Origin of the sequence: Streptomyces sp. 8N114, from assembly GCF_052245835.1 — a bacterium.
GTDB lineage: Bacteria > Actinomycetota > Actinomycetes > Streptomycetales > Streptomycetaceae > Streptomyces.
In genome coordinates this window covers 290,079-303,835 of the sequence record NZ_JBQQBT010000007.1, presented here as the reverse complement: position 1 = coordinate 303,835, position 13,757 = coordinate 290,079, and the positions used below count along the sequence as shown (strand labels likewise).

The window sequence follows — 13,757 nt, the reverse complement described above, 5'->3', positions numbered from 1 at the left end:
GGGTGCCCGCTCGGGGCGGGAACGCCACAGCGACGGACGACAGAAAAGGAGGTCCGGGGATTGAAACCCGCCGCGTTCACCTACCACAAAGCCCACGACGTGGCCGATGCAATCGGTCTGCTCAGCCGGCTCAGCGCGGACGGTGAGGACCCGAAGCTCATCGCCGGCGGGCAGAGCCTGATACCCATGATGAGCTTCCGGCTGGCCCGGCCGACCTCGCTGGTCGATCTCGGGCCGCTGCGCCGGGACCCCGCCGCCACCTCGATCCAGCTCGACGGCGCCGGGCTGCGGATCGGGGCGCTGGCCACCCACCGCAGCGTCGAGCTGGCCACGGCGCAACTGGGCCCGGACTTCGACGTGCTGGCCCGGTCGATGCGGTGGGTCGGGCACCTGCCGATACGGTCACGCGGCACCGTGGCCGGCAGCATCGTCCATGGTGACGCCACCGCCGAGTGGTGCCTGCTGGCGCTGCTGCTCGACGCCGTCATCGTCGCCGAGGGCCCGTCCGGGACCCGAGAGATCGCTGCCGAGGACATGTTCCACGGTTTCTACGCGACCGCGATCGAGCCTGATGAGGTCGTCACCGAGGTGCTGTTCACCCACCGCGCCCCCCGCTCGGCTTTGACGGAGTTCGCCCGCCGCCACGGGGACTTCGCCGTCGTCGACGCTGCGGTCAGCCTCGGCTCTCCGGGCCCCGACGGCTCGCTCACCGGTGGCCGAGTCGTCCTGGGCGGGGTCGCGCCGGCGCCGGTGCGGGTCCCCGAGGCGGAGCAGGTCCTCGTCGGCGGGACGCCCGGGCCGGAGCTGTTCGCCGCGTGTGCGGACGCCGCGGCTCAGGCGATCGATCCGCCCGAGGACGCGGCGGGCACGGCGCACTACCGGCGCCAGCTCACCCGAACCATGGTCAAGCAAGCGCTGGAGCAGGCATGGGAGCGAGGACAGACCCGATGAACGACCAGCACACCGGCCCCTCCACGCCACCGGCCCCGGCCGACCCCGACCGCACAGCGACCGGAGCCGAGCCCGACGGCCCGGTCGTGCGGGGTGACCCGCCGGTCAGCGAGGAGAGCACAAGCCGCGACCGCGGACCGCGCTTCGACGGCGCCCGGGGACGGTGGGTCGGCGCCTCAGTTCCGCGTCGCGAGGATCCGCGGCTGCTGGCGGGCCGTGGCCGGTTTGTCGACGACATCCAGCTGCCGAGGATGCTGCATGCCGGGTTCGTCCGCTCGACACCGGCTCACGCCAGGATCACCAGTGTGGACCTCAAGGCCACCCGCGAGATCGACGGCGTCGTCGCCGCCTACGATGCCGCCGATCTCGACCTCGGCGACATCGTCGCGCTGCTCGACCGGCCCACGGAGGAGTTCTCGCCCACCGCGATGCCGATCCTGGCCAAGGACAAGGTCCGGTTCGTCGGCGAACCGGTGGCCCTGGTCGTGGGCCGCGATCCCTACTGCGTCGAGGATGCGATCGAGGCCGCGGTCGTCACCTATGAAGCCCACGACGCAATTGTCTCCGAGGACACCGCACTCGCCGCCGGCGCCGCTCTGGTCCACGAGGAGGCGCCAGGCAACGTCCTGCTGGACGTATCGATGTTCGACACCCCCGGGGTGGACGACGCCTTCGACGCGGCCGCATCCGACGGTTGCGTGGTGGAGGTGCTCACCCGCACCGGCCGACAGAACGCACTGCCCCTGGAGACTCGCGGGGTCGTGGCGGCCTGGGACGACCACGACGAGCAGCTGCTGGTACAGACCTGCTCTCAGGTTCCGCACCAAGTGCGCACGGTGCTGGCCCGGTCGCTGCGCATCCCGGAACGCATGGTGCGGGTGACCGTCCCGGACATGGGCGGCGGGTTCGGGCAGAAGTGCGTGGTCGGGCGGGAGGAGATCGCCGTCGCCGCTGCGGCGCGCCGCCTGGACCGGCCGGTGAAGTGGATCGAGGACCGACGCGAGGCCCTGACCGCGGGCTTCCTCGCCCGCGAGCAACGCTACCGATCCCGCGCTGCGTTCGACGCCCAGGGCAGGATCACCGCCCTCGACGTGGACGTGGTCTGCGACATGGGCGCCTACTCCTGCTATCCCTTCACCGCCGGGATCGAGCCGCTGATGGCCTCGGCCGAGATGCCCAGCGTCTACCGGGTCCCCGCGTACCGGGTGCGGGGGCGGGCGATCGCTACCAACAAGGCCCCGACCGCCCCCTACCGCGGGGTAAGCCGGCCGCAGTACGTGATGGCCATCGAGCGGCTCATGGAACGAGCCGCCCGCGAACTCGGGTTGGACCCGGTCGAGATCCGCCGGCGCAATGTCATCACCGAGTTCCCCTACACCGGAATCAACGGTGTCACCTACGACCCCGGCACCTACCGGGAATCCCTCGATCTCGCCGAGCAGACGCTGCGCGAGGAGGGCTGGTACGAACTGCGTGAGCGCGCCGCGGCCGAGGGGCGGTACCTCGGGATCGGGTACTGCTGCTTCTCCGAGCGCACCGGCTACGGATCCGAGGCCTTCGCCAAACGCAAGATGCAGGTAGTGCCCGGGTTCGACATCTCCGAGATCCGCATGGACACCACCGGCTCGGTCGTGGTCACCAGCGGCACGATGAACCACGGCCAGTCCCACGAGACGACGCTGGCCCAGATCGTCGCCGACCGGCTCGGTCTCGACATCGACAAGGTCAAGCTGCGCCAGGGCGACACCGAACGCATCGTCTACGGGTGGGGCACCTTCGCCTCCCGGTCGGCCACCATCGGCGGGTCTGCGGTCTCGATCGCCGCCGCCCGGCTCGGCGAGGTTCTCTGCGACATCGCCGCGCACCTGCTTCAGACCCGGCCCGACCAGGTCCGGCTCGACGGGCGGGGCGGCGTCGTGCAGGTCGACGACCCCAGCCGCCGGATCTCGTTCGAGGACATCGCCGACGTCGCCTACCTGCGGGCGCACCTGCTGCCCAAGGACGTCGAGCCGACGCTGTCGGCGACCGCAAGCTTCGACGTCCCCGGCGATGGCACGTTCTCCAACGCCACCCACGCGGTCGTCGTCGAGACCGATCCGGGGACCGGTCAGGTACGCATCCTGCGCTACGCCTGCGTCGAGGACTGCGGAGTGGTCATCCACCCCAAGGTCGTCGACGGACAGTGCCGCGGCGGCATAGCCCAGGGCATCGCCGGCGCGCTGTTCGAAGAGATCACCTACGCCGACAACGGCGAGCCGTCGGCCGCGAGCTTCATCGACTACCTGGTGCCCACCGCGACCGAGATCCCCGATATCACCGTCTCCCACCTCGAAACGCCCTGCGCGTTCACCGAGAACGGCGCCAAGGGCGCCGGGGAGGGCGGCACCATCGGTGCCCCGGCGGCGGTGCTCAACGCCATCAACGACGCACTGCGCCACACCGGCGTCGAACTCGACACCACCCCCGTGCACCCGCAGACCGTGCTGGCCGCGCTGGACGGCGCACCCGAGCGCGACACCCCCCGTCCCCCGCAGAAGGCGAGCTCCCCCGCATGAGCGACCGGCACCTGATCGAACTGCACGTCAACGGCACCGACCACGAAGTCCTGGTCGAGCCCCGGCAAACCCTGTCCGACGTGCTGCGCCACAAGCTGGGGCTGACCGGAACGCACGTGGGCTGTGAGCACGGCGTGTGCGGGGCGTGCACCATCCTGGTCGACGACGCACCGGTCCGCGCGTGCCTGATGTTCGCCGTACAGGCCGAGAACAGCGAGATCCGCACCGTGGAGTCCCTCGGCGCCGACGGACAGCTCTCGGACCTGCAAAAAGCCTTCGGCGCCCACCACGGCCTGCAATGCGGATTCTGCACACCGGGGTTCCTCATGCTCGCAGAGGGCTTCCTCGCCCAGCGCCCCGACGCCGGACGCGAGGAAGTCCGAGAAGCGGTCTCGGCCAACATCTGCCGCTGCACCGGCTACCAGACCATCGTCGACGCGGTCACCGAGACCGCGCACAACCGCCGGACCGCACTCGCCACGGACCCGGTCGGCGCCGTGGTGTCCGGGCAGACCCCCGACCCGAAGAAGGAAGCGACCCCGTGATCCTGGACAACCATCTCGATGTCCCCGCCGACCCTGACGCCGTGTTCGCCCTGATCAACGACGTCGAAAGGGTCGCCGCCTGCCTGCCCGGCGCGATACTCGACGGCCGCGACGGCGACAACTACCTCGGCCGGGTCAAGTTCAAGGTCGGCCCGATCAGCGCGGCCTACTCCGGCACCATCCGCTTCGTCGAGGTCGACGACACAAATCGACGGCTGCAGCTCTCAGCACGCGGCGCGGAAAGCCACGGCAACGGCGACGCCGAGGCCGAGGTGACACTCACCGTCTCACAGGCACCCGGCGGCTCGAGGCTGGACCTGCACACCGACCTGTCGGTGCGCGGCAAGATCGCGCAGTTCGGCAAGAGCGCGATCAGCTCGGTCTCCAAACGGCTGCTGGAGCAGTTCGCACGCAACCTCACAGCGCAGCTGCAGGAGCAGCCCTCGCCCGCGCAGCCTCCCGCCGCCACCGGCTCCGCCGTCCCCGCAGCCGCGTACCCCGCGGCTGCCACCGGCCAGGCCCGCCCCGCGGCAGGAGGGGAGGAGCTCGACGGGCTCGCGATGCTGCTGCCCCCTGGCGTCACCCGGTACCTCCCAGTGGTCGCCGCCGGCCTCGCGGGCCTGTTCCAGGGCTGGCTGCTGGGCCGCATCCGTAGCCAGGACAAGCTGATCAAGGAGTTGCAGCGTGGCCGATGACTCCAGGGCCCCGGGACTGCACGGGGACTCGACCGACGCGACCTACGAGCGGGCCGGCTTCGGCGCTGCCGTGCCCCGCGGGCGCCACCCCGCGCTGGTCGTGGTCGACCTGACCCGTGGCTTCACCGAGCCGCAGTTCCCGTCGGGAGCCGACCTGACCGCCGAGGTCACCGCCTCCCGGGCGCTTGTCGACACCGCCCGACGCGCGGGGGTTCCGGTGGTCTACACCGCGATCAGCTACACCCCGGCCGAGGCCGACGGTGACGCGATCGCCTGGCTGCGCAAGGCTCCCGGGATGCGCAGCCTGCGCGAAGGGCACGCCGAAGTCGACCTCGACCCCCGCCTCGAGCACCGCGCCGAGGACCACCTCGTACTCAAGAAGGGCGCCTCTGCGTTCCACGGCACCGGGCTGGCCGCGCTGCTCGCCGGGCTGCACACCGACACCGTTCTGGTGTGCGGGGCGACGACTTCGGGATGCGTGCGGGCCACCGCCGTCGACGCCGTCCAGTCCGGCCTCGACACCCTCGTCGTCGGCGAGGCCTGCGGCGACCGGGCCCGCGGTCCGCACGACGCGGCCCTGTTCGACCTGCAGGCCAAGTACGCCGATGTCGTCTCCCTGACCGAGGCGCTCGGCTACCTGGACGGCCTCGGCGTCGGCTCCCCCGAGGTCGCAGCCCGCGCCGGTTGACAACCACCCCGAACATCACGAGCCGAGGAAGGGTCCCCGTGACTCAGCAGGTTCCGACCATCCCGACCGAAGTACCCGAGCACCGCGTCCTGACCCAGCCCGCCCTGGCCGACCTCGCCGCCGTCCCGGCGACCAGCCGATGGGTCCGCTCCGGTGCGCTGCGGCTGCACGTCTTGGACCACGGACCGGCCGACGGCGTCCCGGTGCTGATTCTGCCCGGCATCACCAGCCCCGCTGTCACCATGGAGTTCGTCGCTCGCCAACTCACCGACCTCGTCCGGCCGATCGTGCTCGACGTCCGCGGCCGCGGGCTCTCCGACAGCGCACCCGCCGACGCCGACGGCCCGCTGCGCGGTTACGACCTCGCCGGCTACGCCGCCGACGTCGAGGCTGTGATCACCGAGCTCGGCCTGGACCGGCCGATCCTGCTCGGGCACTCGATGGGTGCCCGTATCGCCGCCGTCGTCGCGGCAGCCGGCCGACACGAGCTTCGCGGCACGGTCCTGGTCGACCCGCCGATGAGCGGGCCGAGCCGGGACCGGTATCCGACGACGCTGGAGGTGTTCCTGGGCCAGCTCGACCAGGCTCGGCGCGGCACCGACGCCGACGAGGTTGCCGCCTCCTGGCCCCGCTGGCCCCGCGCCGAGCAGGAGCTGCGCGCTCGCTGGCTGGCTTCCTGCTCTCGGACCGCGGTGGCCGCCACGCACGCCGGCTTCGAGTCCGAGGACTTTTTCATCCACTGGCCGCAGGTCCCGGCCCCGTCGGTGCTCATCTACGGCGGCGACAGCCCCGTGGTGACGGCCGCGGGCGCCGACGAGGCCGCGAAAACCAACCCGGACGCCGCCCTGGCCGAAGTCCCCGGCGCAGGACACATGGTGTTCTGGGACGACCCGGTGGCCGGCATCCGCGCGGCCCGCGACGCGATCCGCAGCATGCTCTGAACGTCCGTTCCCGTATACGTCGGAGGCCGGGCCCGATACGCGGGCCCGGCCTCCGACGTTTGCGCAGCCGCGTATCAGCCGACGCGGGTGACCGCACCCGGATCGCGTCGAGTACCGTCGAGCAGCGCCCCGGCACCCGGAACCGTCGTCGCCAGCCCCAGTTCCGACAGGATCCGGAACGTGGTGGCGGTCGCGGCCGAAAGCACCGGGATGCCGACCTCGTCCTGCACCGGCTGGATCGACGGCAGCGACGGCATCTGCACACAGGCCGACAGCACCAGCGCGTCGGCGCCGGCCAGGTCGAGCTTGCGCCAGTGTTCACGCAGGTCAGCCGGGTCAAGCCGGGCGACGGCCAGGTTGTCCGGCACCTCCAGTGACAGCGAGTCCACGACCTCGACGCCGGCTTCCTCGAGGTAGGCCACGACCGCCTCGGTCAGCGGCTTCAGATAGGGGGTGACGATCGCGACCCGCTTGGCCCCCAACGCAGCGATGCCAGACAGCAGTGCTCCCGCAGAGGAGACGACCGGGGCTTGCGCACCCTCGGCCCTGAGCGTGGCGGTGATCGAGTCTTCGGCGGTGCAGTGGTAGCCGGGGCCCTGGGCCATGATCGCGACCAGGCAGGCGGTCGCGACGACGTCCGGACGGGCGTCAGCGAGCTCCGTGGCCGCGCGCTCGGCCTGCGCGTTCATCGCGCGCAGCTGCTCGGGGGTGACGTGCTGCATCCGGGCCCGGGCCGTGTGGAAGACGAACCGGTCTCCCGAGTCGACCTCCTCTCGGGCGCGCAGCATCCGCGGTAGTTCGGCCTCCATGGTGAGGTTCGAGCTCGGGACGATCATCCCGATGTGGTGCTCGCGCTGGTCGTCGCGGCTCACCGCTTGTTCACCGGCCGCATCTCCGGGACCGTCAGCTCGCCGGCGTCGACGATCAGCTCGTCGTCGAGGTAGAGGCTGTTGCCACGCATGGGGATGTCGAAGTGGCAGGCGGTGTCGTTCGGGCCGCCGAGCTCGTTGTTCGGGCCGATGGAGAACATGACGTTGCCGTAGAAGCTCCGCAGCTCCATGCCCATCCCGCCGGGGAACTGGGTCAGGCCGTGCCAGTGGGCCCGCTCGTCGAGGCCCCAGCCGACGTGGCTCATGCCGTAGCCGCGCGGGTCGTCGAAGGATTCGATGTAGGACTTGAGCAGGTCGGCGTCGAGCCCCGAGGAGCCGGCGCCGCCGCGGATGTCGCGGATGAAGCCCTCCTCGATCGTCAGCTCGACCGGAGTCTGGACGTAGGTGTTGAACGGCAGAAGCACGTCACCGGGTGCGAGGACGATCTTCCCGGCGACACCGTCGTCGGCGCCGCCGGTGAACACGAACGCGGCCGGCCAGTGGTCCCAGCGGCCGGGGGTGTCGGTGTAGCCGTACTCGCTCAAGGTCGGGTACACGCCGAGTTGGTAGGTGACGTCCGTGCCGTGCGGGCTGGTGATCCGCATCGTCGACGCCTTCGCCAGCAGCTCCGCGCCGACCTCGACGCGCTCGCGCAACTCACGGGTCGGGATCAGCCGGGCGAGCAGCTCCGGCGGCTCGACGGCGGTGAGGATACGGGTGCCGGCCTCCTGAATCGCGAACTGTTCCTTCGAGAACAGCAGGAACGTGCAGTCGACGACCATGTCGACCGCCTTGAGTGCGTCGACGGCCAGCGGGATGTTCCCCAGCCCGGAGTCACCGACAGCCCACGCACCGCTCGCGCTCGCCGGCGACGGCAACCGCATGTGGTAACCGCTGGCACCGAGCTTCTGGATCGCCCACAAGAACGCGTCGGCGTACTCGGGGCGGTCCGCGCCGCGAGTCAGCACCACCACGGTCTCGCCCTCGTGTACGCCCGACAGGGTCAGCTGCTGCAGACAGATGTCGTTGAACAGGTTCTGGTCCATCGCGACCACCTCCGCGGGTAATCCGAGCACGTATTATCCGGACACGCAAGAGCTGCGGCCGCTCAAGGTCGGACCCTGTGCTGGGTCACCGGGAGACGTCGGGCCCGAGAGACCGGGACGGTCAGGAGATCAGCTCGCGCCTCGCGGCGGCAGGCATGCGGCAGGTGGCCGGTTTCCGTAGCGGCGAACAGTCACTGTCCCGTCGAGGTTGGTGCCCTGCCCAAACAACCCAGGTGCCGAGCATCAGTGCACTCGGCGGTCTTCCAGCGGGGCTGCGTGCAGGGTCGGGAGGGGTTCGCTGGGCAGGCACGGCGTGTGGTTGACCAGCCTCGCCGAGTTGCTGACCACCGCGATGCTGCTGGTGTTGTGCAGCAAGGCCGCGACGACCGGATTGATCGACCCGCCGGCACCGGCGACCAGACCGACCAGGTTGACGCCGATCGCCAAACCGTAGTTCTGCCGTACGACGCGCAGGGTGTGGCGGCTCAGCTCGACGACGCCGGCCACCTGCTGCAGGTCGTTGCCCGCGAGTGCGATGTCGGCGGTCTCCAGCGCCACGTGCGAGGAGTGCGCACCCATGGCGATGCCGACGTCCGCGAGCGCCAGGGCGGGGGCGTCGTTGGTGCCGTCCCCGACCATGGCCACGAGGTGCCCCTCGTCCTGGAGGTCGCGGATCAGCTGGAGCTTCGCTTCGGGCAGCGCGTGTGCGTGCACCTCGTCGATGCCCAGGGCGTCGGCCACCGCCGCGGCTGTCTCCGGCGAGTCGCCGGTCAGCAGGATGATGCGCTGCACCCCGAGGTCCTCCAACTGGCGCACGACCGTGTCGGCTCCTCCGCGTACCGCGTCGGACAGGCCGAGCATGCCGATCAGGTCGTCATCGTGGGCCAGGCAGATGACGGTCTCTCCTTGGGCGCGCAGCTGTTCGGTCCACTGCTGGGCGTGACCGGGCAGTTCCATGCCGTGCTGGCGCAACAGGGCCGGGCTGCCGACCAGGAGGCGGCTCCCGTCCAGTTCGGCGCGCATGCCCATGCCGAGGACGACTTCGCAGGCCTGGTGGATGGGGATGTGCAGGTGCTGTTCCTCGGTGCGCCGGACGATGGCCTCGGCGAGGGGGTGTCGGGCATGCAGCTCGCCGGAGGCCGCCAGGCTGAGGACCTCGTCCGCGGTGAACTCCTCGTGGAAGGTGACCACGCTGGTGACCAGCGGGCGGCCGAGGGTGAGGGTGCCGGTCTTGTCGAAGACCACGGCTGTGACGCGTCCGACGCCTTCCAGGTGGGTGCCGCCCTTGATCAGGGTGCCGTGGCGGGCGCCGTTGCCGATCGCCGCGCTGATCGCGGTCGGGGTGGCCAGCCCGGCAGCACACGGGCAGGCGATGAGCAGCATGGTCATGGCGCGGCGGGCGTCCCGCGTCAGCAGATACGTGCCCGCGGCCAGGGCGAAGGAGACGGGGACGAAGCGCCTGGTGAAGCGGGCGGCCACGGTCTGGATGGGCGCCCGGTCGGCCTGGGCCTCCTCGACCCGGCTGATGATGCGGCCGACCGTGGTGTCCCGTCCGACCGAGGTGGCACGTACGGTGAGCGAGCCGGAGGTGACGATGGTGCCTGCGTAGACCTCCGCGCCTTCCTGTGCGTAGACGGGCAGCGCCTCACCGGTGATCGCCGCCTGGTCCACCAGTGCCGCACCGGTGACCACGGTGCCGTCGACGGGGATCCTGTGGTGCTGGTGTACGGCGACCACGTCACCTTCCGCCACGTCCTCCAGCGCGACTTCGACCTCCGCCCCGTCCCGTACGAGCCAGACCCGCTCCTCGCCGATGGTGAGCAGCTCCTCGATCGCGCGGCGGGTCCGGCGCAGAGTCAAGGTCTGCAGGAACTCGCCGATGTTGAGCAGCCACAGCACGGTCAGCGCCACGACGTTCTCGCGCAGCACCAGGGAGATGACCGTCGCGGCCGTCACAAGGGTGTCCGTACCGGGCCGTCGGCGGCCGGCCAGCGTGTGCAGTGCCCCGCGGAAGAAAGGCAGTCCGCTGAAGACGGTCGCCGCTCTCAGGAACCCGGTGGGTGCTCTGGCGGTCCACGGCTTGCGGCGCAGGACCAGGCGGTGCAGCGCCACCACAGCGAGCACCGCGCCGCCGACCACCAGCCGGGCGATCTCACCGGTGGAGGAGTCCGGTGTCGAACGGGTCGGCTTGGCCGCAACGGAGGGCGGTGGCGGCTCCTCCAACGCGGCCGTCAACCGGTCGACATCCAGGTGGTCGGGTGCCAGCCAGATCACCACGCTGCCGGTACGGGGAAAGATCCTCAGGGCGCGGTACTCACACACCCCGGTGAGGCGTTCGTCGATCAGTCCGGCGCAGTGGGGCCGGGCCCGCAGCCACGGTACGGTCAGCCGTACCCGGCCCGCTGCCTCGGAGCGCACTAGGACGGCGGGCATGGTGATCAGTGCTCGTGGCCGTGATCGTCACCTTCGACGCTGACCGCCGAGGGCGGTGCGGCCTCTTCGCCCAGCGATGACCGGGCCTCTGCCACCATGTCGCCCGCCTTGAGACGGGCCTCCTCGGCGGCGGAGCCGAGCCAGCGGCCGCTCACGATCCCGCCGGCGAGCCCGTTGACGAGCGCTCGGCGGGCGACGGGTTTCACTTTCGGTGCGGCTTTGCTCGCACCGCGGATTATCAGCCCGCCGAGGGTGCCCGAGACGGCGAAGTGCACAAGACGGCCAGCGGCGGCACCGGCAGCAGCAGCGGGATGCATGGGCGCTCCTTGAGGTCGTAATTGCGCCCCCATGCCCAACCCTTCTCAATTATCGCCCACGTGGTGGGCATCTGCCATCTGGCTTCGTGGCGGGACCACCGTCGCGTCCGTACGCCTGCGACGGCCGACGAGGGCGATGGCGTAGACCACGGCGGCGGCGGTCATGATCGCGAAGCTGGGCGGCAACGTCGGTACGGCGTAGCTCAGGCCGAGTCCGGCCCACATCTCACCGACCGCGAGCGCCGCGGACAGGCCGAGGCCACGGTAGGGCCGGTCGGTCAGCCGCATGGCGGCCCCGGCAGGCGCGGCGAGCAGGCCGAGCAGCAGCAGCGCACCGACGGCCTGCGTGGCCTCCGCCGCGCAGGCGCCGACGAGGGCGAGGAAGGCGAAGCCCAGGATCTGGACGGGCACACCGCGGGCGACTGCCGCCGCTTCGTCGAGGGAGGCGAACAGCAGCGGCCGGGCCAGCACGAGCAGAGCCAGGCAGATGCCGATGGCGATCACTGCCGCCGTACGCGCCTGGCCGGCGGAGAGACCGAAGATCGAACCGAACAGCACCTTCACCCCGGCTCGGTTGTCGGCAGTGCTGCGGGTGGTGGTGTAGAGGGTGAGGAAGAAGACGCCGAGGCCGAGGATCCAGGAGAAGACGCTGCCGATGGCCACGTCGTCAGCCCGGCCCCGGTGACCCAGCAGCCCGAGCAGCAGGGCGACGACGATGGTGGCCGCGAACAGCCCGAGGCGTGGGTCGAAACCGAACGCAAGCGAGGCCACGGCGCCGGTGAAGGCCACATGGCTCAGCGCATCGCCGGTGAACACCTGGGCGCGCAGCACCAGGAAGTATCCGACCATCCCGGCAGCTGCCGCGATCGCGGTGCCTGCGAGGAGGGCGTGCTGGAGGAAGGGGCTCATGTCGTGCCTTCGACGGTGCGGCGCACCAACCCTCGGCGTACGAGGACGCCGAGCCGTGCGAGGACGTAGAGGGCGAAGGCGAAGGTGGTCACGAAGAAACCGATCGGGTACGGCGTGTAGTACGCGACGATCAGGGCCAGCCACGTCACCAGCAAGGCGATGAGCACGGTCAGGGCCAGACTGCGTCCGGGCCGCGAGGTGAGGGCGTGCGCAGTCGCGGCCGGCATCACCAGCAGCGCGAAGACGAGCAGCACCCCCGTGATCTGGCTGACGCCGGCGACGGCGGCGCCGAGGAGGACCAGGAATCCGGCCGACAGCCACCCCGCCGGTACGCCCCGGCCGGCCGCGGCGCCGGGGTCGACGGACTCGAACAGCAGCGGACGCCCGATCACCGCCAGTGCGCCCAGAGCGAGGGCCGCTACCGCCAGCAGCACCGCCACCTGGTTGTTCGTGATGCCGAGAAAGCTGCCGAACAGCAGAGCGTTCACGCCACCGAGGAACCCCTTGTAGAGGGCGATGAAGAGGAAGCCGCAGGAGAGCAGGAACGCCTGCACGGTGCCTGTGAGGGCCGACTCCTGACCACTGCCGGCTCTGCGGTCGGCGCTCCGCCCGTGCCCGGCGTGGGGAATCAAGGCGATGACGAGAGCAGCGGCGATGCAGAAGAAGAAGTAGCCGAAGATCGCTCCGATGCCGAGCAGGGTCGCGCCGGCTGCGCCCGGGAAGCCGACCAGCGCCAGCGTGTGCCCGGCGAAGCTTTGCCGCCTCAGCACCATGAACCAGCCGATCGCTGCCGCCAGGACGGCCACGATGGTGCCTGCCCGGAAGGCGTTGACCATGAACGAATACGCCCAGAGCTGCTCCAGGACGGCGATCGGATTCCACGTCCAGGCGGCGGACCCCGGTCCGGATGCAGCCGTCAGGAGGGCCACCGGCATCACGGCCCGCCGGCTTCCGGGCCGGTGCGCCCATCGAACCGTTCGGCCTGGTGGTGCCACCCCGCGTGGGAGTCCGGCTGTCCGACGACGACCAGTCGGCCGTCGGAGGTACGCAGGACCTCGATCGGTGTCCCGTACAGCCGGGTCAGCTTCTCGGAGCTGACGACCTGATCGGCAGGTCCGGCGACCACACCCTGCGGGGCGAGATACACCGCCCGGTCCAGAAAGCGCAGGATGGGGTTCACATCGTGTGCGACAAGCACCACCGACACCCCTTCCTCGCGGCGGATCCGGTCGATGAGCTCGGTCACCGTCGCCTGACCGGTCAGGTCGAGGCCGTCCAGCGGCTCGTCCAGGAGCAGCAGGCGGGGACGGCGTACGAGTGCTTGCGCGATCAGCAGCCGCTGCTGCTCGCCGCTGGAGCAGCGCCCGATCGGCCGATGCGCGTACGAGTCGGCGCCGACCAGCTCGATCACCTTGTCGATCCGCTCGCGCGCCGACCGCTGCCGGGCGCTGAACCGTGCCGCTCCGGGCAGGGGTACGCCCCACCGGTCGCCGTCCCAGCCGAGCCGGACGATGTCGATGCCGCGGACGCGCAGCGAGGGGTCGAAACTGCGGTTCTGCGGCAGATAACCGACGTGCCGGCTCGCCCGCCCGGGCCGTTCACCCAGCACCTCTACTTTTCCGGCGGCGGGTTCGAGTACGCCGAGCAGCATCTTGACCAGGGTGGTCTTCCCTACGCCGTTCGGCCCGAGAAGAGCCACGAACTCCCCGGCGGCGATGTCCAGGTCGACCCCGGACCACAGGATGCGACCGTCTACCCGCGCTGCCGCGCCACGCAGGGAGGCCACGGTCGCTCCCGGGGTCGCCGCG

The 13,757-nt window shown here is 70.9% G+C and carries 13 protein-coding genes; 6 read left to right on the top strand and 7 right to left on the bottom strand.

Going from position 1 to position 13,757, the window contains the following annotated elements; genetic code table 11:
* Nucleotides 1-60: 60 nt before the first annotated feature.
* Genes ACTWQF_RS18000 through ACTWQF_RS17975 form a run of 6 tightly spaced genes read left to right on the top strand, consistent with a single transcriptional unit; the run spans nucleotide 61 to nucleotide 6,375 of the window.
* A complete protein-coding gene (locus ACTWQF_RS18000; protein WP_443280427.1) occupies nucleotides 61-951 on the top strand; it encodes an FAD binding domain-containing protein in 891 nt (296 codons plus the stop codon).
* On the top strand, nucleotides 927-3,506 hold the full coding sequence (locus tag ACTWQF_RS17995) for a xanthine dehydrogenase family protein molybdopterin-binding subunit (protein ID WP_443280426.1): 2,580 nt from the start codon (nucleotides 927-929) through the stop codon (nucleotides 3,504-3,506). The genes ACTWQF_RS18000 and ACTWQF_RS17995 overlap by 25 nt, the downstream gene beginning before the upstream one ends.
* Complete coding sequence (locus tag ACTWQF_RS17990; RefSeq protein WP_443280425.1) at nucleotides 3,503-4,051, top strand: (2Fe-2S)-binding protein; 549 nt, start codon at nucleotides 3,503-3,505, stop codon at nucleotides 4,049-4,051. The genes ACTWQF_RS17995 and ACTWQF_RS17990 overlap by 4 nt, the downstream gene beginning before the upstream one ends.
* Complete coding sequence (locus ACTWQF_RS17985; protein WP_443280424.1) at nucleotides 4,048-4,746, top strand: SRPBCC family protein; 699 nt, start codon at nucleotides 4,048-4,050, stop codon at nucleotides 4,744-4,746. Before ACTWQF_RS17990 ends, ACTWQF_RS17985 begins: the two co-directional genes overlap by 4 nt.
* On the top strand, nucleotides 4,736-5,434 hold the full coding sequence (locus ACTWQF_RS17980; RefSeq protein WP_443280423.1) for an isochorismatase family protein: 699 nt from the start codon (nucleotides 4,736-4,738) through the stop codon (nucleotides 5,432-5,434). The genes ACTWQF_RS17985 and ACTWQF_RS17980 overlap by 11 nt, the downstream gene beginning before the upstream one ends.
* Before the next feature lie 38 nt (nucleotides 5,435-5,472).
* Nucleotides 5,473-6,375 (top strand): alpha/beta fold hydrolase, encoded by a 903-nt coding sequence (locus ACTWQF_RS17975; RefSeq protein ID WP_443280422.1) that lies wholly within the window; start codon nucleotides 5,473-5,475, stop codon nucleotides 6,373-6,375.
* A 74-nt stretch (nucleotides 6,376-6,449) separates the two neighbouring features.
* Here the strand turns inward: ACTWQF_RS17975 and ACTWQF_RS17970 are convergent, their stop codons facing one another.
* The 7 genes from ACTWQF_RS17970 to ACTWQF_RS17940 all read right to left on the bottom strand — a co-directional run bounded on the left by ACTWQF_RS17970 (nucleotide 6,450) and on the right by ACTWQF_RS17940 (nucleotide 13,735).
* Nucleotides 6,450-7,211, bottom strand: a complete 762-nt coding sequence (locus tag ACTWQF_RS17970; protein WP_443280547.1) for a maleate cis-trans isomerase family protein — start codon at nucleotides 7,209-7,211, stop codon at nucleotides 6,450-6,452.
* A 32-nt stretch (nucleotides 7,212-7,243) separates the two neighbouring features.
* Nucleotides 7,244-8,290, bottom strand: coding sequence for a leucyl aminopeptidase (locus tag ACTWQF_RS17965; RefSeq protein WP_443280421.1), 1,047 nt, complete (start codon nucleotides 8,288-8,290; stop codon nucleotides 7,244-7,246).
* A 243-nt stretch (nucleotides 8,291-8,533) separates the two neighbouring features.
* Nucleotides 8,534-10,723, bottom strand: a complete 2,190-nt coding sequence (locus ACTWQF_RS17960) for a heavy metal translocating P-type ATPase (RefSeq protein ID WP_443280420.1) — start codon at nucleotides 10,721-10,723, stop codon at nucleotides 8,534-8,536.
* A gap of 5 nt (nucleotides 10,724-10,728) precedes the next feature.
* Nucleotides 10,729-11,040, bottom strand: coding sequence for a DUF1490 family protein (locus ACTWQF_RS17955; RefSeq protein WP_443280419.1), 312 nt, complete (start codon nucleotides 11,038-11,040; stop codon nucleotides 10,729-10,731).
* A gap of 45 nt (nucleotides 11,041-11,085) precedes the next feature.
* Nucleotides 11,086-11,949, bottom strand: coding sequence for a metal ABC transporter permease (locus ACTWQF_RS17950; RefSeq protein ID WP_443280418.1), 864 nt, complete (start codon nucleotides 11,947-11,949; stop codon nucleotides 11,086-11,088).
* The gene (locus tag ACTWQF_RS17945) at nucleotides 11,946-12,884 is read right to left on the bottom strand and encodes a metal ABC transporter permease (protein ID WP_443280417.1); all 939 of its coding nucleotides are present in this window, start codon (nucleotides 12,882-12,884) and stop codon (nucleotides 11,946-11,948) included. Before ACTWQF_RS17945 ends, ACTWQF_RS17950 begins: the two co-directional genes overlap by 4 nt.
* Nucleotides 12,884-13,735 (bottom strand): metal ABC transporter ATP-binding protein, encoded by an 852-nt coding sequence (locus tag ACTWQF_RS17940; RefSeq protein ID WP_443280416.1) that lies wholly within the window; start codon nucleotides 13,733-13,735, stop codon nucleotides 12,884-12,886. Before ACTWQF_RS17940 ends, ACTWQF_RS17945 begins: the two co-directional genes overlap by 1 nt.
* Nucleotides 13,736-13,757: the final 22 nt, after the last annotated feature.